Raw genomic sequence first — 20,019 nt, forward strand, 5'->3', positions numbered from 1 at the left:
CCTACCAACAATAAAAGCCGGCCCCCAAGGGCCGGCTCCCATTAATCAAAAAATTGAATCGGTTTAGGATCCATGTTGATATTGATTTGTTTTGTCTCTTGATATTCTTCCAATGCATTTGTGCTGATACTTCGACCGATTCCGCTCGTTTTGTAGCCTCCCCACGGAGCCTGAACATTCGTCAAGTGGTATGCGTTCACCCAAGTGATTCCCGCACGAACTTTCTTAATGACACGCATAGCTTTGTTGTGGTCTTTAGAGAAGACAGCGCCCGCAAGCCCGAACTCTGTATCATTCGCGATCCTGATGGCTTCTTCTTCATCCTTAAACCTTTGAATGGCCACGACTGGCCCGAAAATTTCTTCGCGGACGATTCGCATGTCGCTTGATACGTTTGTGAAAACAGTCGGCTCAATAAAGAAGCCTTTTTCCATCCCATTCCGCTCGATGCGGCTGCCACCCAATGCGAGGTTTGCCCCTTCTTCTTTTCCGATCTGGATATATTCCAGGATGCTCTCCATGTGTTTTCCACTGACGATGGCACCCATTTGTGACCCCTCAGCATTTCCTGGACCAACTTTGATGTCTTTCGCCCTTGCCACATATTTTTCAACAAATTCGTCATAGATGCTATCTTGGACAAGAACTCGGCTTCCGGAGGAACAGACTTGGCCTGATCCCATGAAAATTCCAAACAGTGCATAGTCGACAGCTGTTTCAAGATCGGCATCTTCAAAAATGATATTTGGAGATTTTCCTCCGAGTTCAAGGTTCACTTTTTTAAGATTGCCTGTCGCCGCCTGCATAATGCCACGACCAACGCCAGTGCTTCCAGTAAAGGAAACAACGTCCACATCATGGCTTTCGGCAATCGTTTGGCCGACTACTGAACCGGATCCCATCAAGAGATTGGCCACGCCTTTTGGCAAATCGGACTCGTCAATCAGTTCAAACACTTTGACAGCAGTCATAGGTGTAATTTCAGCCGGCTTCAACACAATGGAATTTCCCGTTGCCAACGCCGGAGCAATTTTCCAGACACTCATCAACAGCGGAAAGTTCCAAGGAACGATTAACCCTGCAACGCCCATCGGCTCCTTGACAATCATCGTCTGTATATCTTCCGCAGCTTCATACGTTACGCCGTTTGGATTATTCAACAGAGCCGCGTAGTAGCGGAATGTGTTAACTGATTCTTCCGCATCTGAAAGTGCCTCTCTTTTGGTCTTACCGTTGTTCATTGTTTCGAGGTCAGCAAGCTCCTCAAGATTTTCTTCCATTTTATCAGCGATTTGCAGTAAAACTTTTGCTCTTTCCTGCGGCGTGCGCCCTGCCCATACGCCGCTTTCGAAAGCTGCTTTTGCAGCCTTGATTGCTTCTTCAGTCTCTTCTTTTGTTGCTTTCGGGGCCTTGGCAATGACTTCCTGGTTGGCAGGATTTAGGATATCCTGCGTTTCCGGGTTGCTTGAATCCACCCATTCCCCGTTGATATATAATTTCAATTCCTTTGTCATAACCTTGATGCCTCCCCGTTTTGAGCTGATTGAACTGCATTTTGTAAAGATTCCATTCGGAAATTGATACTTAATTTTGCATTGTGGTTAAATTTTTTTAACCACACAACCATAAAACAAACCGGCAGCCATACGCGGTTTTAAAATCCCCATACAGCCGCCAATATGATGTTTTTTTAAAATGCTTCTTATCAGTTGTGAGATTTGCCCGTACTTTTAGTATTAGTTGTGCGGACGGAAAGAACGGATATAGTCATCGGAATCTTTATAATGAAGGATTCCAATTGCTTCTACGTCTACAACAACCATATATGGCTTTTTGCTTTCAAGCGCATTTGCCAAACCTTTTTCAAACTCTTCAACTGTAGTAACTTTTTCAGAATCAAAGCCCATAGATTTTGCCATCATGACGAAGTCAGGGTTTACTAAATCAACAGCTGTTTGTCTGCCATAAGCTGCTTCTTGGTAGTATTTTAAGATTCCGTAGCCGCCATCGTCGAACAAGAGAACAACGATTGGTGCATTTTCTTGAACAGCAGTGATCATCTCACCTGCATTTACCATGAATCCACCGTCACCAGCAACGAGAACAACAGGTTTTTCCGGTTGGCCGACTTTGGCACCGATGGCCATTGGCAAGCCTTGTCCAATACCGCCGCCAGTCATGTAGAGGTAATTTCTTGGCTCGTGAACGTCAACCAATTTGTTTGCCCAAGTGTATCCAGGGATTGTAACGTCAGTCACCAAAACTGTGTTTTCAGGAAACTGCTCATTCATGATTGCCGCAAGATCTCCATATGGCTCAATTGTGCTGCAAAGGTCTTCGCGAACACCTTCGCGTACAGCTTTTACTTCTTCCACATAAGCTGCATCAGGAGTGATCTCCTTGTCAGCCAACGCTTTGTTGAGTTCTTTTAACACTGCTTTCGCATCGCCGACCAAACCGTAAAGCGTATCGAAGTTGCGGTTGAACGCATTTGGATTCAAGTCGATATTGATGTGATTTTCAGGCACCGGAGATGTCCAGCCATTTGTTTCACCGCCACGGAAACGGACGCCGATGCTGATCAGCAAATCAGACTTGCTCAAAAGCTCTTCAAATCGAGGGAACCACGCGAAGTTTCCGATGCAAAGCGGATGTTCTTCAGGGATGGAACCTTTTGCGGATTCGCTAGTCACGACAGCAGGCTGGGTTTTTTCCACCAAAGCCAAGAGCTCTTCAGATGCACCTGAATGTATAACTCCATCTCCTGCCCAGATAATCGGTCTTTTTGCAGCAGCGATTTTTTCAATCACCTCAGCCGGAAGGTCGATTTTCACTTCTGTATCTTGTTCAGCTTGCACGGCAACTAAGTTGTTTTTCGGAATGATTGTCGCTTGGTAGTTCGTCGGGATTTGAACTGTGACAGGTCCTGTTGGAACAGTCTTCGCTTCTTTGATTGCTTTTTGCATAAATGGTGTGATCAATTTCGGAAGCTTCAGAAGATAAGCAGCTTTGTTTGCGCCTTCCATCATTTTCAACTGGTCTCTACATTCGTGGATGTAACGTTGGTCCGTTCCAATATAGCTTGAATCTGCTTCTCCTGTAATGTGAAGAAGCGGAGTTCCGGAATTCCATGTTTCAGTCAATGAACCTGCGCCATTTCCTGCACCTGCTCCTGTACTTGTCAGCACAACGCCAATCTTGCCAGTCGCACGTGAGTAAGCATCAGCCATATTAACCGCACCACTTTCACCGCGAGCAGTGGCCATGCGGATTCTTCCATCACGAAGCATTGCATCATAGATTGGCATATTATGAATACTTACGATTCCAAAAATAACCTCGACACCTTCCGCAACCAATTCCTCTACGATCGCATCTGCAACTGTATATTCTGTATGTTTACTCATTGTAAATCCTCCCTGAATGTCTTTAATTTCTATAGTAAAAATGCACTCCTTGTATGAGGAGAGTATTTTTTTATCTAAGGTATTTTCTAGTGCCGCGCGTATTCAATGTCCCTGAGTTTCCTACATATCCGCGGGAATTTTGTTTATACACGATATTTCCGATACACCTTTTCTCACAAGTATCCAATGCCATGGCACAATCAATGTCCCCGAATCCCACACTATCACATTTTTTCACAAAATATCAGGAATATGAAATGCCGGGCGAGTAGAAACTCTGTCCACCTTTTTTTCAAACGTCCTGCATTTCTTCCAGGTAGCGCTTGTGAAAATACTTGATCGCATATTCCTTTGGCGAATAGACGCCGCGGTTAAATGCTTTCGTGTTAAAGCCATTTTGTAAAAATTCCACTAAGCCGAAGTCCTCTTCCCTGACCTGATCCACGAAACGGATCAGCTCTTCCTGTTCTTCAATAATATGGTCATCTTTAAAATAATAACTATAGATGGCCAATGATTTGTCAGGAGCGAGCGGCAAGATTTGACTTGTCGTCATATTTCCATTTTCACCTGGATAAATACTAATCATCAGGTTCGGCCACACCCAATAAAAATTGGCGTGCTCTTCCTGTTCTTCGTCCGCTTTTTTGGTCATCTTGGAGTATTGGCAGGAAAAATTATCATGAAGATCGATATGATAGTTTTTCATATCAAACGTTTTTGAAAACTCCGGATGCGCAATCTTGCAATGGTCACACTCCAAATAATTGTCAACAACCGCTTTCCAATTAGCGTCAATCACTCTTTCTTTAACCCGAATCTTTTTCAAAGAATCAAGGAAAGTGTACTTCTCCAGGCTTTCCATCAATTCGCCATACGATTCGGCCATCGGCTCGGCCTTCGGATTCAAGTTGATAAAAATCATACCTTTATAAACTTCAAGGCTCACTTTAGTCATGCAACTATGCTTGCCAAGTTCATTTGTAGGAAAGTTTGGAGCTTTATTCAGCTTGCCGTCCAGCTGGAACGTCCATCCGTGGTATTGACACATGAAAACCCTTTTATTTCCGGATACACTTTTTTCCACTTTCGAGCCACGGTGTGGGCAAATATTATAAACAGCGTTGATTTCATTATTTTTATCCCTACTGATAATCAAAGGTTGGTCTGCGATATCAAAAGTGAAGAAATCCCCGACATTTTTGACCTGACTTGTATGCCCGGCCAAAATCCAGCTGTTATGAAAAATTTTTTCCTTCTCCTCTGCAAAAACATCAGAATCGACATAGCGATTGTATGGAAGTGTAAATTCCAAAGAATGTCCAGTTTCTGTTTGACCCATGATGTCCTTCTCCTTTCTAACAACCTTACTTGTAAGAAATACTGCTTTATTATTTCAATGCAATTTACATGCCAATTTTTCAGGAAGCTAGAAAGTGATAATTACGAGCTTTATAAAAAAATATGAGTACGATTATACTCACAGAGTGTGTATTAAAACTCACTTGTACCTGTCACGATATAATTTGCTCTTTGTGCAAATCCCTTCTGGAATATATACTCATGACTTTACTGAATTACTTCCACTTTAAAAAATGCTCGCAAGCTTACCTAACTACTCATCAATTTGAAAAAACACTCATCCACTTTCGAAAATTCTCTCCAATTTTAATACTCCTCACATACAGTCACTAATATAAAAAAGCAGCTGACCCTCAGGCCAGCCGTTTTTCACCCGCTCGAAGATATCGTTTTCATTCACTGGAAAGCATACACAACTACTCGAAATCTATTTTATTGAACTATTTTTTCAGGCTGTTCATCTGTCAGAGCTGGTGCGCTGCCTTTATTTCTACCGAATTTAAAATGGTAAAAGACGTAACAAGCGACAACGAATCCGAATCCGATATAGAGCGATGTGCGCTGTGCCGGATCGAAGGCCGTGAATACAACAATACCTACGCACATGATCAGACAAAGAAATGGGACAATTGGAAAAAATGGGACTTTAAACTTTAGATCTTCCAATTTTCCACCGCTTGCAATATAGCCTTTACGGAATCTATACTGCGCCCACGCAATCGCCATCCATGTAACGACTCCGCCCACACCGCTGATTGCCAGAAGCACGACAAACAATGTTTCTTCTGCGACGACACTTGTAAGCAACGACAACAATGCGAAGGCCAAAGTGACGAGCAGCGCTTTCATTGGTACTCCGCGCTTATTCACATTAGCAAATACTCGAGGAGCATGTCCGCTTTGGGAAAGTGAAAAAAGGATTCTCGTACAGGCGAACAACCCTGTATTTCCTACTGAAAGAATAGCTGTTAAGATAACAAAGTTCATAATATCTGCGGCATATGGAATACCGATCATATCGAATACGGTTACAAATGGGCTTTCAAGCACTCCCGCTTCTTTCCATGGCACAATCGCTGATAAAACAAAAGTTGCTAATACATAGAAAACCAAAATACGGATGATGATACTTCTGATTGCTTTTGGGATATTCTTTTCAGGTTCTTCTGTCTCACCTGCTGCAACACCCATGATCTCCGAGCCCATGAATGCATACACGACCGTCATCATCGATACAAAGACGCCTGTGAAGCCTGTTGGAAATAATCCATCACTGAAAAAGTTCGATAGGAACGGTGCGGATTCTCCTTTTATAGGAACAACTCCAAAAATTGCAGCTCCTCCAACGACGATGAAAAAGAGTACTGCAACAACTTTAATAGCCGAGAACCAGTATTCCGTTTCGGCGAAGCTTCTCGTAGTCAAAGCATTGATACCGAACAAGAGCAAAGCAAAAGTTGTACACCAAACCCATACTGGCACATCCGGGAACCACCTAGCCATAAGAAGACCGGCCGCGATAAATTCAAGTCCGACATAAATCGCCCAGCTCAACCAGTACGTCCAACCGATCATAAATCCGGTAGCAGGACCGATAAACTTTTCTGCATGGGCCTGAAACGAGCCGGAAACTGGCATGATGACCGACAATTCTCCAAGACAGACCATGACTAAATACATAACCAAGCCGCCAAACAAATAAGCGGAAATTGCCCCGGCAGGGCCTGCCTCTCCAATTGCATAACCCGACCCAAGGAAAAGTCCTGTTCCGATTACTCCACCTATAGACATCATAAATAAATGTCTGCTTTTCATTGAACGTCTTAGTTCTTTAGGCTGATTCTCTTGCATTCAATTTCCCCCCATTTCTTTATTAATAGCGCTTTCTTTAAGAAAAGTGCAAGGCGCCCGCTTATCGGCGACAAGCACAAGACGAATTTTGATGAGGCAGCTTTTCAGCCACCACAGCAAAGCTGCTTACATAATTACATCGTGAGAAACCCTTGAATATGCTCATGCAGCTTTGCGACGAGCTGAACAAGGCTTCCTCGAAAATGCTATGACGAAGGAGACAATCCTCCTGAATAAGCTTCCGTGCTCCTTTTGACCTCGAGCCGATGGCGTCTGGCCGACTTAATGCGCCACGTCCTGTGGCTCCTTCGGCACTAGGACCTCCTGTCCGTCGGAGCTAGACATACCAAATCCTCGTTCGAATAGAAGATTCTGTCTAATTTTATGCTTTCTTTAGCTTTTATAAAATACCGTCTAAAGAACAACCGGACGGCGGAAGTTCAAGTAAATCCTCCGCCTGACGTTCTCTGTAATAACACCGTTTTTACTTGACAGGAACCGTTGGAATTGGCGCCGTATATTCTATTAAGTCGCTTTTTTCAGGTTTGAAAATTTCATAAGCGACATCTCTTTGATATCTGCTTTGTTCCCTCGCTTCACTGAACAAGCGGAACACATTTTTCCTGCACAGTCTTTCAATATCATCGATGACAGCTTGCGGCTCCGCCTCTACTAGTCCGAAAATAACTGCATCGTAAGCCCGGATTGCTCCAAGGTTTGCAACAAAATCATTGACGATATCGAGGCCTTTTTCCTTAACGATTTTATCCCCCTCGGCGGAAATCGGAATGTTCGCCGCTTCTACGACCAAGCTCGCATTCACCTTATCTGCATTAGATCCGTTAATGACGTCTTCCAAAGCACAAGGGATTAAAATGTCGCAATCGACATCGAGCCATTCTGTATTCGATCTAACTTCATAGTTAGATTCGAAGAATTCTTCGTCCATTTCACCATACACATTTTTATGATCGATAAGCTTTTGGACATCCAGTCCGTCTTCACATGTAACAAGCAAGTTTGCATCGGAAACCCCGACAATTTTATATCCGAGCTGGGACAACTTCAAAGCGCAGCTCGCGCCGACACATCCGAATCCCTGGATGACAACCTTCGCTCCGTCTTGTCCATTCTTGAACTTCCAGGCTTCGTCCGCTGAAAAAGCAACGCCATACCCAGTAACGACATCGTTTACAAGCAAGCCGTCGATTCTTTTCGCCAGCAGATCATCATAATCCTTGATCCCTTTCAAGACAGCCGGATCTTTTTTCATGGACTGTGTAAGAGGGATATCCACGCCATATTCATGGAAAATTTCAAGTACGTGCTCATATTTTGTTCCCAAATCGGCTCCAAGGGACACTCCGTTGTCAATATAAGGCATCATGGCGGCCATGAATCTTTTTAAAACGTCGTACGCATCAGGAGCTTTGTAATCATAAGAAATTCCGGCCTTACAACCTCCGGTAGTTTCAGACTCGCTTGCTACATATTTATAAGCCATTGCTTCGGCAAGTCTCTCGACTTCTTCTTTTGTGACTGATGGATGCATTCTCGTACCGCCGCCTGTATATCCTTTTACAAAATTATGGACAACCATCCAGCCTTGTGCATCTGTTTCTGTATCGTTCCACTCAACAACCAAATACGGTTTAGTCATTTTAACTCCTCCTAAGCTGTATTACTTTTTAAGATGTATCGATTGATGTTTTCAAATATCCTTTGCTTAATTGCTATACGAATATAACATAATTCAATGATATATAAGACTCCTTCCATATAGAAGGAGTCCCGTCGCAGGTTTAATCCACTTTCATTTCCTCTCTATAACGCTGATGGAAATACTTGATGGCATATTCTGTCGGAGAATAGATTCCGTGTTCAAATGCCTGTGTATCAAAACCTTTTTGCAATAATTCAACGAGATCGAAATCTTCCAGGCGTACCTGATCAACGAATCTGATCAGTTCTTCCTGCTCCTCAGAGATTTCGTCAGATTTAAAATAGTAGCTGTAAATGGCCAGCGATTTATCTGGGGCAAGCGGAATGATCTGGCTTGTCGTCATGTTACCGTCTTCACCAGGATAAATGCTCACCATCAAGTTTGGCCATACCCAATAGAAATTCGCATGCTCTTCGCGCTCTTCATCCGATTTGCTGGTCATTTTTGAATACTGACATGAAAAATTATCATGAAGATCAATATAATAATTTTTCATATCGAAAGTCTTTGAAAACTCAGGGTGCGCAATCTTACAATGGTCGCATTCCAAATAGTTGTCAACAACCGCTTTCCAGTTAGCATCTATGACCCTGGTTGTTACACGCACTTTTTTCAAAGAATCGAGGAAATCGTACTTCGCCATATTGTCCATGAGTTTACCATAAGTTTCTGCCAGCGGCTTCGCCTCTGGATCCAAGTTGATAAAAATCAGGCCTTTAAAGATTTCAAGGCTCACCTTCGTCATGCAGCTATGTTTGCCGAGTTCATTTGTAGGAAAGTTTGGCGCTTTATTCAGTTTGCCGTCCAGTTGGAATGTCCAGCCATGGTATTGGCACATGAAAACCCTTTTATTTCCGGACTCACTTTTTTCAACTTTTGATCCCCTGTGAGGGCAGATGTTGTAAAAAGCATTAATTTCATTATTTTTATCTCTGCTGATGATCAAAGGCTGATCAGCGATATCAAAAGTGAAAAAATCTCCGACTTTTTCAACCTGACTTGTATGGCCGGCCAAAATCCAACTCTTTTGGAAAATCTGTTTCTTTTCATCTTCAAAAATTTGCGGATCAACATAATTTTTATATGGAAGAGTGTATTCCAATGTGTGTGTCGTTGTAGCCATTTTTTTTAAACTCCCTTCTCATCCAATACTTCTTGTAAATATATTATTGCAATAATCGTACCAACTTTTTTATTAGGTAAAAGCTTATAGGTATAAGGTTTTAAAAATGAAAGCGAGTGCATTTGCATTCATAGAGTGCACTTGCACTCGCTTGGTTCGATTCTTATGTTGTTGGTGCCATGCAGGATATTCCTTTGCCGAGTTTGATCATACACAGATCTGATCAAGTACTCTGTTTTTCGGCTCACAGACCGGACATTCGGATCACACCTGGATGAATCCAATCACATTCCAGCATCCCGGTCTTCCCCGGCTTACAGCCACTATTCAAATCAGACAGCCTCGTCTTCGACTTCAAACGGTTCTTCCTCAACTTGAATGGAGCTTGTCGGACAACCGTCGCAAGCATCTTCCAAATCGTCGATCAGATCTTCCGGCACCGGAGTGACGCCGGCATTCATATCCAGCAGGCTGAAAGAGATGCCTTCTTCGTCGTAGTCAAAAATGTCTGGAGCCACTTCCCCGCAAGCTCCGCAACCAATGCAGGTATCCTGATCAACCTTTACAAATAAAGCCATATCGAAACTCTCCTTTACACTAATGTTTTATCCTTTTCTCCCATCAAGCTTGTACTGTGAAGTGCCTGCAGTTTCGCATTTGGGTCCATGTACACCTTTGCATTGCTGACTGCGATCGGCGCTTCACCAAATCCAGTTGCGATCAGCTTCACTTTTCCTTCGTATGTGCAAATATCGCCAACCGCATAAATGCCTTCGATGCTCGTCTCCATTTTGGAATTGACAACGATGGAATTTTTCTCGATATCCAATTCCCAATCCTTGATTGGTCCAAGAGATGAAATGAATCCGTAAGTGACGATTACATCGTCCACTTCAAGCTCCGTTTGCTCTTCGTCTTTTGCTTGCTGTACAACAACTTTTTCTACTCTGTCGTATCCAATAAGTTCAACAGGTACATACGGTGTTAAAATTTCCACTTTTGATTGCTGCAGCAATTCAACACTGTGTTCATGGGCACGGAATTTATCTCGGCGGTGAACGATCGTCACTTTCTCTGCGATTGGTTCAAGCATCATCGCCCAGTCGACCGCAGAATCCCCGCCGCCAAAAATAGCAACGCGCTTTCCTTCAAACTGCGCCAGATTTTGAACCGAGTAGTGCAAGTTCGTTTCCTCGAATTTTTCTTCCCCTTCTATTTTCAGCTTACGCGGCTGGAATGCACCGTTGCCTGCAGTGATAATAATTGCTCTTGAAAAATGGACTGCCTTATTTGTAACAATCTTAAAAATGCCATCTGCTTCTTTTACAACGTTTTCGACGGTTTCCCCAAGGCACGCCTGAACTTCAAACTGGTTCATCTGTTCAGTCAAATTGTCAACGAGTTCTTGCGCCCTCACTTTTGGAAACCCGGCAATGTCATAAATATATTTTTCCGGATAAAGTGCGGAAAGCTGCCCGCCCAATTGTGGTAAACTTTCGATGACTTTTACTGATGCCTGGCGCATGCCCGCATAAAAGGCGGTGAACATTCCGACCGGGCCTCCGCCAATAATCGTAATATCTGTTACTTTATTTTGTTCTGTCATAATTGCCTCCTTGGTTTCTTCTATCGCGTGTTTACTTTTCATAAAAATTCATCTATATTTATTTAAATGCTGGCTTATTACGCTGTTTAGCCAATCAACTTTGCCACTCCTTTTGTTGAAGCAACCTTGATTAGCTCACTGCAAACTCTATTTATGCAAAATCCATGCCAAACTAAAAAAAAGCTACAAAACTAAAGCGGAGTCATCACATTCTCCCTTGAGACACCGCTTGAAGTCAGCCGAGTGTTTACCTTTCAGACGCATGGTTTAACATAGCAATAATGTTTTTTCGAACATTTTTATGCTCAAATTGAGTTTTTTTAAACTCGGAATATATTTTAAGGAGGTCATCACATGAGTATGTCCAATCTGGATTTTGACCTAGACACACTAGTCAAAATATTGGATTATTCCTCAGATGAAATTTTTGTCCTTGATAAAAACATGAAAATAATCTATGTGAATGATGCCTGTAAAAAGCATTATGGACTGGATAAAGAGGATGTCTTAGGTAAGAAAAGCGTGGAGCTTGTTGAGAACGGATATTGGACTCCGTCCATTTTCCCTGAAATTTTTAACAAAAAAGAGCCTTTTGTTGTGAAGCAAAAAACAATACTTGGGGCAGAGCTGCTCACATCCGCAGTTCCTATATTAAATGAAGAAAACGAAGTAGAATTGGTTGTCACAACAGCAAGGGAAATGCAGAGCTATAAAATCATAAAAGCAAGAGAGGAAAGTCTAGATACAGCGGAACAGCCCGAGAGTCCTTTCGCCATCATTACAAACAATGAAAAAATGAAGAATGTCTTGAAATTCTCCCAAAAAGTGGCACTGGCTAATTCCACCATTCTTATACTAGGCGAATCTGGTACTGGAAAAAGTGTTCTTGCCCAATATATCCACGAAAACAGCAAAAGAAAAAACGGACCATTCCTGACGATAAATTGCGCGGCTATCCCAGCCGAACTAATGGAGTCGGAGCTATTCGGGTATACTGCCGGCGCTTTTACCAACGCCAGCAAGTCCGGAAAAAAAGGACTGATTGAAAGTGTGGAAGGCGGCACCCTTTTTCTGGACGAAATTGGGGACATGCCCTTACCATTGCAAGCGAAAATGCTGCAAGTCATCCAGGATAAAAAATTCATCCCTATTGGCGGAAATAGAGAAAAGAAGGTCAACGTCCGCATCATTGCGGCAACCAATAAAAACCTGGCCGACATGGTCGCAAACAAAACATTCCGGGAAGATCTGTACTACCGCCTGAACGTTGTCGACATCCACATGCCGCCATTACGGGAGAGGCCTGATGACATCGTTCCACTCACGTACAACTTTTTATATAAATTCAACCGTATGTACGAAGTGAACAAATTGATCTCAGAAGAGTGTCTCGAATGGCTGACTTACTTTTCATGGTCCGGAAACGTGCGGCAGCTTGAGAATCTCATTGAAAAGCTTGTCATTACAAGCGAAGATGTCATCGGTATTGAAGACCTTCCTGAAGGAATTTATACCCATGGAAAACGACAAATCGAACAAACAACCCCATCCTCCCTTAACGAAGCCGTCGAGCAGGCAAAAAGGGAAACGGTCAGAGTCTCATATAAATTGAACCAAAGCTCACGCAAGGTTGCGGCTGATCTCCAAATCAGCCAGACACAAGCAGCCAAGCTCATAAGAGAATATTGTCAGGACTTGCAAGAGAACTAATTAGAAAACGGAAAGCCCAGTGAGAGCTTTCCGTTTTTTGATTCTGTCCTAATTATCCGATTTGCTGGAACACTGGCAGGGTTGAAGAATTACTGTCTAAATTTTGGTGAATTCTTGCCAATTTTGATGAATACTAGCCAGGCTCAAAAAATTACTCGTCAAATTCAGGTGATTACTTGCCAGATTTTCAAAAAAACACCATTCGATCTAAGATTACTGGCCTAATTCAGAGAATTTATTGGCCAGATTTAAGATTTTCTATCCTATTACTTTCCATATCCAGGTTTACTGTCCAAACTTTGAGCAATACTATCCAAATTTGAAGGAATACTAGCCAAATACAAGAATTACTCGCCAAATTCAGGTGAATACTGTCCAGATCCAAGAAAGACTATCCAAACTTAGATGCATACTTGCCGCGAAACATTTTTTTACTCCCCTGGCAGTTAAGATTAGCCTTTAACCCTGAAAATTTTCCACTTCAGTTATGAATCACTACTCTCGTTCCGACCGAAACTTTTGAGGACAGTTCCAACACATCATGATTATGCATTCGGATACAGCCGTGTGAAACATTTTTTCCAATGGATGACGGATTGTTCGTACCATGGATTCCGTAATGAGGCTTGGAAAGCCCCATCCACAAAGCCCCAAACGGACCACCCGGATGCAGTTGCTTATTCACAATGGTATATGTTCCAGTTGGCGTAGGTGTCAGCATTTTTCCAATAGCAACTGGATAGGTTTTCACCAATTTGTTGTTTCGATAAAGACGCAATCTATGCGTTTTTGTCGACACATCAATCCAATAGGGCATATGATCCTTCCCTCCCTTTTTCATCATAATATGTAAATCATATTAGGAACGCTTTTGATGTTTAAAAATTGTAAAAATGGCTACTGAATATGAGGTTGCAAAGGAGGATCAGTATATGGACAAGATTTCTAACGATACTCTACTGCTTTCTTATAAAAAAGCGAGGAAACTGGAACAAATCGATGAGAAATTTATAGAGCTTTTAAAAAAAGAAATACGAAGAAGAAATTTCCCGCACGAACAATAATCCGGAAGGTATAAAAAGATGAAAAATCACCACCATAATACAGAAGGAGGCGAAATTATAATTGGAAAACAACATAAATCACAGTCAGGCTCTACTAAGAAAGGCCATTTTAACCCTTCCGTTTGTATGGATAATTTTGTCTGTGTTTAATGATGTTTCTTTCGTACATTCCACATTGCTAGGTATCGCTCTAGTGTTGATTTCGTATTTTCTGGGAGATTTAATGATCTTGCCGAGAATGGGAAACACTTCCGCTACCATCAGCGATTTCATCCTTTCTCTGCTTGTTATTTGGGGAGGGCTTAATCTATTTGGATATGATGAAGCGTTTGGAGAATCCTTGTTAACGGCTGTTATCCTGACCATTGCGGAATACTTCTTCCATTTATGGATGGAGCGAACTCAATTTAACGGACCTACGGACGTAAGACAATCATAATTTTCAAGGGCAGCGGCTTTATTACGGTCCGCTGCCCATTAGTTTTAATTTTTTTACCATCCGATTCATATAATGGGAGTTAGTACGAGCCATTGGGAGGAAATCGGATGTTCACTTTTTTAGAAAAAGCTGTAGTGGGTATGGCCTTATTAAGACTGCTGTCTGGCGGAATTGAAATATTTGCCGCCTTTCTTATGATCCGTTTCAATGCCGTGGAGAAAGCAATTATTATCAACAGTTCACTCGCCCTTATCGGACCGCTCATCCTAATTCTTACAACTACGATCGGGATCTATAGTATTGCCGACAGAATTTCCTTTGGAAAATTCATCTGGGTTTTCATGGGAGTCGGGTGCATTTTATATGGAATAAAAGGAAATTAATTGGTTTTCGGTGAGACAACAATTTTTGCGGATACGCTTAGCCAAGGGCAGACAACGATGACCCGTAGCTTTACCGTAATCCAATCAGGACCGCAATGATAAGTGCAACAACAGCAATCACCATCCACCCGAGAATAAGCTTCCAGACAAACCGGACCCACCGTTCATAGGGAATGCCTGCAACCGCCAGATATCCCATCAGCACCGAGGATGTCGGAATGATTGAATTTGTAATCGCGTCACCATATTGAAACGCCAGTACCGCTACCTGCCTGCTCACACCAGTTAAGTCCGAAACAGGCACCATGACAGGCATGGTTGTTGCCGCTTGCGCCGGCCCAGCCGGTATGAAAAAATTCAAGAAGGACTGTGCCAAAAACATGCAGATCGCTGTATATGTCTGCGGCAGTCCCTCAATTAAGTGAGCCACTGAATAAATGAGCGTATCAATGATATGCCCTTCTTCCAGTACAATGACAATAGCTCTTGCGAATCCAACCATCAAGGCACCGAACGTCATAGCTTTTGCACCTTCTACAAATGAATCGAAAGTTTTATAAAAGGATAGCCTGCCAACCACTCCCGCAGCGACACCCATAATTATGAAAGATGCCGTCAATTCAGTCAGAAACCATTCCCATTTCATTACACCGTATATATTGATGACAAGCCCGGTTCCCACCACTGAAATAACAAGATAATGCCGATCACTGATCGGGGGGATTGACGTCGAATTCGCACTCTTTTTTTCAATATCAAAAATAACACTGTGGGAAGGTTTTTCTTTTACTTTGAATGCATAACGCGCAACATACCACATCGCGAACAACAGAATGACAACATAGACAGAAAGGCGAAAAGCAAACCCTGAAAACAGCGGCACCTCTGCAATTTCCTGCGCTACTCCAATAGTAAACGGGTTCAGCATCCCGCCGATAAAACCGCTCGCTGCCCCAAGAGTGACCATCGCCGTTCCGGTCACCGCATCAAACCCGGCAGCTCTGGCAACGGCAATTCCAATTGGAACGAAAATAATCGTTTCCTCCGCCATGCCGAAGCTGAAACCTCCGATGGAAAAAAGAAACATAAAACCGGGAACAAGGAGCCGTTCCCTTCCTTCCATCCTCACCATGAGTTGGTCAATCGCCGCTTCAATCACACCTGTTGCGCGGATAATCCCAAAAACTCCGCCAACAATAAATATATAGAAAATGATATTCGCTGCATTCTCCATTCCTAATGGAATCGTCTTGAACACTTCAAATAAATGAGTGGGATTCGAATCGATAATCCGATATGTCCCTTCAATAACGGTAGTCTGCCCTGTTTCTTTATTGGTTTCCCTTTGAAACTCCCCAGGCGTTATAAAATATGTCGCAATCCAGGCAACCAGCAATATTGAAAATAAAAAAGCATATGTATGCGGAAAAATAAGCTTTTTATTGGCCACGCTCTTATTCTCGGACACATCATCACCCCTAAATACAAGAAAAGCGAAAGGCGCTTAGCCTTAGGCGACAAGCACAAGGTAAATTGCGCGGAGGTAGCTCCTCAGCCACCACAGCAAAGCTGCTAACTTAATTACATCGTGAGAAGCATCTTTGAATATGCTTCTTGTAGCTTTGCGACGAGCTGAACAAGGCTTCCTCGAATAAGCTTTGGCGCAGGAGCACATTCATCCTGAATAAGCTTCCTTGCGACTTGTGACCTCGAGCCGATGGCGCCTGGCCGCCTCAAGCCGCCACATCCAGTGGCTTCGGTGGCACTAGTACTTCCTGTACGTCGCAGCTAGACATATAAAACCTTAATTCGAACAAATTATTTCATCGAAATTTATACTTTCTTACTCTTTAAGAAAAACCCCTGCAACAGGAGTTTCCATCTAAGTTGAGTATTACCAATAGGGTGAGTACTGTCAAGGACATCTGAGTCGGTACTTTTTAAAAATGAAGATCTTTTTTCGAAAGATGAAAGTAATTTCGAAAAAGTGGAGAGTACTCTACGAAAGTTGAGGGTATTTTAATGGTGAAGACATCGATAATCATGGCTATTTCCGAAAAGTGAAGAGTTCTCCAAAAATCATGAGGATTTTAAAACAAAAAACATCCCCTTTTAAAAAATAGCTGCCCCACTTCACGCAGGACAGCCTTCTTATTGCATAAATTCAGCGACCTTTTCTAACTGCTTCCGCAGCTCTCCTATCGGAACAAATCTCGCTTTTCTAATCATCTCTTTTCCTTCAACAAACACAAGAACAACAGGCACTGTAAAAATTGAATATTCTCCTGCTATTTCGGGGATTTCATCCGCGTCTACGTGTATGGAAACAACTGACGGAAATTCATACAGCAGCTCCTTAACCTGCGGCAGAAGCCCACGGCAAACAGAACAATCAGGTCTGGAAATATATAGAAGAGTCAGCTTACTTTCATTGATTGTTGTTTGAATTTCCTCCAAAGAATGGACAGAATTCACGTCCTTCATTTCCCCTTTCGAGTCTGATGACACAAATTATATCTTATTTCCTCAGGCAGGGAAAAGAAAATGTAATCAGAGGCGTGCTCAAAGAGAACTTTCGACCTTCCCTTTCATTGCAAAAGTGATAGAAGAACATCGAACCTTTAATCTTTTATCGAGCACCGCTCGATAAATTTCCTCTGAAAATCTGTGGCATCCGCCGGGGGTTTTGACTTTATTCAGCCGGGGTTTGAACTGGAGTACCAATATGCATTCATCTCACCACTTACAGAAGTGGGAGACTTCTGCTGAATGAAGTTAAATCCTGCTCAGCTCTAAAACAAATATTTATTTTCTTAGTGCTTAATCAGTTACCTCTTTCATTGTTTTCATCAAATCATACTGGCCATACCACTAGCCTTTTCTCCAAACCCAATTCTTCTGGATTGAGCAGAATCCTTATGTAACATGAAAGGCAACACACAAGCAAAATGATTTTCACTTAGAGACTACGTTCAAACGGTTTTGCAAGAGTTCTCTCACCTCTAGATGATGTATGAGCGCGGAAGTCAAAAAGGTTGTGGAAAAATCAGATCTCTTTTCTTCATCACTGATTTTCTTGGACTATACTACAATAAACAGTCCAATCACTTATATTCTAATGTCAAGTACCTCTCTGCCTGAATGCCACTATTATTGATTTGTTTCACTTTCCGTTGCTGATACCACTGCCGAATGGATTTATCGGGGGTGGTATCGTATTCCTCTTTCAACATACTTTTTAACTTCTCATATTGTTCTTGAACCGAATAACGATCTCCTAGTGCATCGTATAGTTGCATCAACATGACATAACTCTCTTCCTGATATGGCAGAATTTTTTGCACGCGCAGATATAGAGCAATTGCTTCGTAGCGATTTTCATTATAGATCATATAATCTGCCATTTTTTTTACATGACTTAACCAAAGTGCCCTCAATCGCTTCCGCTCATTTTCCGCCCAAGGATAATCTTCTTCACCGACAAAATCACCTTTATACAAATCAAGAATTTTTCTTTGCTTTAAAAATCTGCTTCTTGTTACATATCGTGTTTCTCCTTCCATCCCCTTTTCCCATACATCCACATCCAACAAGACATCATTTAACTCCAGTCTGTAACTGTTTTCCAAGCTGCTGATCGTAATATTGAAACCGATTGACTGCAACATTCTTCTAATGTGATATATAGCTGTATACAATTGTGAATAACCACTTTTCAAATCCTCCTGGTTCCAAAAAAGTTCCAGAAGAACATCTTTGCGTATAGATTGGTTACGGTGGTGTATCAGATAGGCAAACAATTCTTTGGTTTTGGCTGTTCTCCATTTCACTTCGATTTCTTCGATATCTTTTCCATAGTATATAAATTTTATAGTATGAAAGCAGCATACCATCGGACAAGACTCAGTTTTTTTATTTGTCAATTCCAACAGGCGATTTATTGTCTCTGATAGTCGTTTTACCTGAACTGGTTTCATAATATAATCAGCAGCCTTTAATTCAAATGCATCTACAGCGTAACTATCATTGTTTGTAACGAAAACAATCTTGATATCTGGAAGTTCTTTTTGAATTTGTTTAGCCAGTTCAATTCCGCTAATTCCAGCAAATTCAATTTCAAGAAAGACAACAGTTGGTTGATTTTTTACACTTTCCACCAAACCTTGATAGGGGTTCGTGTACTTTCCAATAATTTCAATCTTCCCATTTTGTATTAGCTTTTCTTCCAATACATTAAGCGCTAATACATCATGGTCTATAAGGATTGCTGTCAAACTAGAATTACCTCCTCATTAAATCCATATAACTCATCAAAACAGTGACCTGAAGATATATATGGTTTGTTTCTAACTACAACAGCAATAAATTACAATGTGTTTATCAAATGCGCCTTGGCGTATTTGCGCCCAGATTTTATCGAGCTCCGCTCTATAAGCTTCCTCTGAAAACCTGTGGCATCCGCCGGAGGCTTTAACTTTATTCAGCCGGGGTTTGAACCCCCACTGATTGAAATATCAATATGCATTCATCTCACCACTTACAGTAGTGGGAGACTTCTGCTGAATGAAGTTAAACAAAACCTTTCGCTATGGCTGAGACAGAATCTGTTTTAGTCTTTTCAAGTATTCTTTATTTTGATACCGTGTTCATTTTTCAATCTACCGTATGCTACTTTCTTCAATGAAAATACCACCTTCCACTACTATTCTTTTCAGAAACTAATCTTTATATTCCTATCAAAGAGAGAGGGCTTTTTTCAAAGCCCTTCTCAAATTTGCAGACAATACAGTGAATAGATCTTTCCTTTAGTTAACTGCATCACCAGCACCCCTCACTTAGCGGTTCCATCTAAGCGAGAAATCCATTTTCAATTGTTTAATGTTCCTTAATCCAAATTATCCATCATGGAGCTTTCGCCTTCTTAGAACTAATAATCCAAACAGGATTGCAAAAATACCAAATCAAATGCGCCTTGGCGTATTTGCGCCCAGATTTTATCGAGCTTCGCTCGATAAATTTCCTCTGAAAATCTGTGGCATCCGCCGGAGGCTTTAACTTCATTCAGCCGGGGTTTGAACCCCCACTGAGTGGAATACCAATAGGCATTCATCTCACCACTTACAGAAGTGGGATACTTCTGCTGAATGAAGTTAACCCATAATTAAATAGGTTTGTAGCGATATTCGGCAGTTTTTGGCCCCCGTTGTATCAGAGGAAGGCGTTTTAGTTCCTGGGTTGTTATCCTGTTCCGGAGCCTGTTCTGGATCCTTTGGCTCAATAGCGATTTTCGCTTCTATGCGATTTGGATCTGGTACATGATTACTACTTACAGTAGGCAATATTTTTAATGG

18 protein-coding genes are annotated in these 20,019 nt (G+C 42.0%); 4 read left to right on the top strand and 14 right to left on the bottom strand.

Annotated elements, in window-relative coordinates; genetic code table 11:
- Positions 1-41 precede the first annotated feature (41 nt).
- From D5F11_RS18810 to D5F11_RS18845, 8 genes are all read right to left on the bottom strand, one after another.
- The gene (locus tag D5F11_RS18810) at positions 42-1,514 is read right to left on the bottom strand and encodes an aldehyde dehydrogenase family protein (protein WP_120115649.1); all 1,473 of its coding nucleotides are present in this window, start codon (positions 1,512-1,514) and stop codon (positions 42-44) included.
- A 222-nt stretch (positions 1,515-1,736) separates the two neighbouring features.
- On the bottom strand, positions 1,737-3,407 hold the full coding sequence (locus D5F11_RS18815; RefSeq protein ID WP_120115648.1) for a thiamine pyrophosphate-binding protein: 1,671 nt from the start codon (positions 3,405-3,407) through the stop codon (positions 1,737-1,739).
- A gap of 292 nt (positions 3,408-3,699) precedes the next feature.
- A complete protein-coding gene (locus D5F11_RS18820; RefSeq protein ID WP_120115647.1) occupies positions 3,700-4,749 on the bottom strand; it encodes an aromatic ring-hydroxylating oxygenase subunit alpha in 1,050 nt (349 codons plus the stop codon).
- Between the two features lie 452 nt (positions 4,750-5,201).
- Complete coding sequence (locus D5F11_RS18825) at positions 5,202-6,620, bottom strand: amino acid permease (RefSeq protein ID WP_120115646.1); 1,419 nt, start codon at positions 6,618-6,620, stop codon at positions 5,202-5,204.
- A 484-nt stretch (positions 6,621-7,104) separates the two neighbouring features.
- Positions 7,105-8,280, bottom strand: coding sequence for a Glu/Leu/Phe/Val family dehydrogenase (locus D5F11_RS18830; protein ID WP_120115645.1), 1,176 nt, complete (start codon positions 8,278-8,280; stop codon positions 7,105-7,107).
- A gap of 142 nt (positions 8,281-8,422) precedes the next feature.
- On the bottom strand, positions 8,423-9,466 hold the full coding sequence (locus D5F11_RS18835) for an aromatic ring-hydroxylating oxygenase subunit alpha (protein WP_120115644.1): 1,044 nt from the start codon (positions 9,464-9,466) through the stop codon (positions 8,423-8,425).
- A 332-nt stretch (positions 9,467-9,798) separates the two neighbouring features.
- On the bottom strand, positions 9,799-10,044 hold the full coding sequence (locus D5F11_RS18840; RefSeq protein WP_120115643.1) for a ferredoxin: 246 nt from the start codon (positions 10,042-10,044) through the stop codon (positions 9,799-9,801).
- Positions 10,045-10,058: 14 nt separating this feature from the next.
- Positions 10,059-11,072 carry an NAD(P)/FAD-dependent oxidoreductase gene (locus D5F11_RS18845; RefSeq protein WP_120115642.1) on the bottom strand — a complete coding sequence of 338 codons (1,014 nt, stop codon included), beginning with the start codon at positions 11,070-11,072 and terminating at the stop codon, positions 10,059-10,061.
- Between the two features lie 354 nt (positions 11,073-11,426).
- Between D5F11_RS18845 and D5F11_RS18850 the strand changes: the two genes are divergently transcribed.
- Positions 11,427-12,782: a sigma-54 interaction domain-containing protein gene (locus D5F11_RS18850; RefSeq protein WP_120115641.1), complete on the top strand. Its 1,356-nt coding sequence runs from the start codon at positions 11,427-11,429 to the stop codon at positions 12,780-12,782.
- Positions 12,783-13,263: 481 nt separating this feature from the next.
- Here the strand turns inward: D5F11_RS18850 and D5F11_RS18855 are convergent, their stop codons facing one another.
- On the bottom strand, positions 13,264-13,599 hold the full coding sequence (locus D5F11_RS18855; RefSeq protein ID WP_120115640.1) for a L,D-transpeptidase: 336 nt from the start codon (positions 13,597-13,599) through the stop codon (positions 13,264-13,266).
- 115 nt (positions 13,600-13,714) lie between these two features.
- On the opposite strand from D5F11_RS18855, the gene sda reads away from it, so the two are divergent.
- From sda to D5F11_RS18870, 3 genes are all read left to right on the top strand, one after another.
- Complete coding sequence (sda, locus tag D5F11_RS18860) at positions 13,715-13,846, top strand: sporulation histidine kinase inhibitor Sda (RefSeq protein ID WP_185830786.1); 132 nt, start codon at positions 13,715-13,717, stop codon at positions 13,844-13,846.
- 61 nt (positions 13,847-13,907) lie between these two features.
- Entirely contained in the window at positions 13,908-14,285 is a 378-nt protein-coding gene (locus D5F11_RS18865; protein WP_120115638.1) for a DUF2512 family protein, read from the top strand.
- Between the two features lie 107 nt (positions 14,286-14,392).
- The gene (locus D5F11_RS18870; RefSeq protein WP_120115637.1) at positions 14,393-14,668 is read left to right on the top strand and encodes a YqhV family protein; all 276 of its coding nucleotides are present in this window, start codon (positions 14,393-14,395) and stop codon (positions 14,666-14,668) included.
- A 70-nt stretch (positions 14,669-14,738) separates the two neighbouring features.
- On the opposite strand, the gene D5F11_RS18875 is transcribed toward D5F11_RS18870, so the two are convergent.
- From D5F11_RS18875 to D5F11_RS18890, 5 genes are all read right to left on the bottom strand, one after another.
- Complete coding sequence (locus D5F11_RS18875; protein WP_120115636.1) at positions 14,739-16,136, bottom strand: YfcC family protein; 1,398 nt, start codon at positions 16,134-16,136, stop codon at positions 14,739-14,741.
- Positions 16,137-16,819: 683 nt separating this feature from the next.
- On the bottom strand, positions 16,820-17,152 hold the full coding sequence (locus tag D5F11_RS18880; RefSeq protein ID WP_342776051.1) for a thioredoxin family protein: 333 nt from the start codon (positions 17,150-17,152) through the stop codon (positions 16,820-16,822).
- Between the two features lie 78 nt (positions 17,153-17,230).
- A complete protein-coding gene (locus tag D5F11_RS26725; RefSeq protein ID WP_185830787.1) occupies positions 17,231-17,392 on the bottom strand; it encodes a hypothetical protein in 162 nt (53 codons plus the stop codon).
- A 380-nt stretch (positions 17,393-17,772) separates the two neighbouring features.
- Positions 17,773-18,942, bottom strand: coding sequence for a response regulator (locus tag D5F11_RS18885; RefSeq protein WP_120115634.1), 1,170 nt, complete (start codon positions 18,940-18,942; stop codon positions 17,773-17,775).
- 653 nt (positions 18,943-19,595) lie between these two features.
- Positions 19,596-19,778, bottom strand: coding sequence for a hypothetical protein (locus tag D5F11_RS18890; protein WP_120115633.1), 183 nt, complete (start codon positions 19,776-19,778; stop codon positions 19,596-19,598).
- Positions 19,779-20,019: the final 241 nt, after the last annotated feature.

It is taken from the genome of Siminovitchia terrae, assembly GCF_003605405.2.
Taxonomy (GTDB): Bacteria; Bacillota; Bacilli; order Bacillales; family Bacillaceae_C; genus Siminovitchia; species Siminovitchia terrae.

Bases quoted from the DNA above. Each gene is read 5' to 3' on its own strand.
- D5F11_RS18810 (WP_120115649.1), bottom strand. From the start codon at position 1,514: ATGACAAAGGAATTGAAATTATATATCAACGGGGAATGGGTGGATTCA.
- D5F11_RS18815 (WP_120115648.1), bottom strand. From the start codon at position 3,407: ATGAGTAAACATACAGAATATACAGTTGCAGATGCGATCGTAGAGGAA.
- D5F11_RS18820 (WP_120115647.1), bottom strand. From the start codon at position 4,749: ATGGGTCAAACAGAAACTGGACATTCTTTGGAATTTACACTTCCATAC.
- D5F11_RS18825 (WP_120115646.1), bottom strand. From the start codon at position 6,620: ATGCAAGAGAATCAGCCTAAAGAACTAAGACGTTCAATGAAAAGCAGA.
- D5F11_RS18830 (WP_120115645.1), bottom strand. From the start codon at position 8,280: ATGACTAAACCGTATTTGGTTGTTGAGTGGAACGATACAGAAACAGAT.
- D5F11_RS18835 (WP_120115644.1), bottom strand. From the start codon at position 9,466: ATGGCTACAACGACACACACATTGGAATACACTCTTCCATATAAAAAT.
- D5F11_RS18840 (WP_120115643.1), bottom strand. From the start codon at position 10,044: ATGGCTTTATTTGTAAAGGTTGATCAGGATACCTGCATTGGTTGCGGA.
- D5F11_RS18845 (WP_120115642.1), bottom strand. From the start codon at position 11,072: ATGACAGAACAAAATAAAGTAACAGATATTACGATTATTGGCGGAGGC.
- D5F11_RS18850 (WP_120115641.1), top strand. From the start codon at position 11,427: ATGAGTATGTCCAATCTGGATTTTGACCTAGACACACTAGTCAAAATA.
- D5F11_RS18855 (WP_120115640.1), bottom strand. From the start codon at position 13,599: ATGCCCTATTGGATTGATGTGTCGACAAAAACGCATAGATTGCGTCTT.
- sda (WP_185830786.1), top strand. From the start codon at position 13,715: ATGGACAAGATTTCTAACGATACTCTACTGCTTTCTTATAAAAAAGCG.
- D5F11_RS18870 (WP_120115637.1), top strand. From the start codon at position 14,393: ATGTTCACTTTTTTAGAAAAAGCTGTAGTGGGTATGGCCTTATTAAGA.
- D5F11_RS18880 (WP_342776051.1), bottom strand. From the start codon at position 17,152: ATGAAGGACGTGAATTCTGTCCATTCTTTGGAGGAAATTCAAACAACA.
- D5F11_RS18890 (WP_120115633.1), bottom strand. From the start codon at position 19,778: ATGAATGCCTATTGGTATTCCACTCAGTGGGGGTTCAAACCCCGGCTG.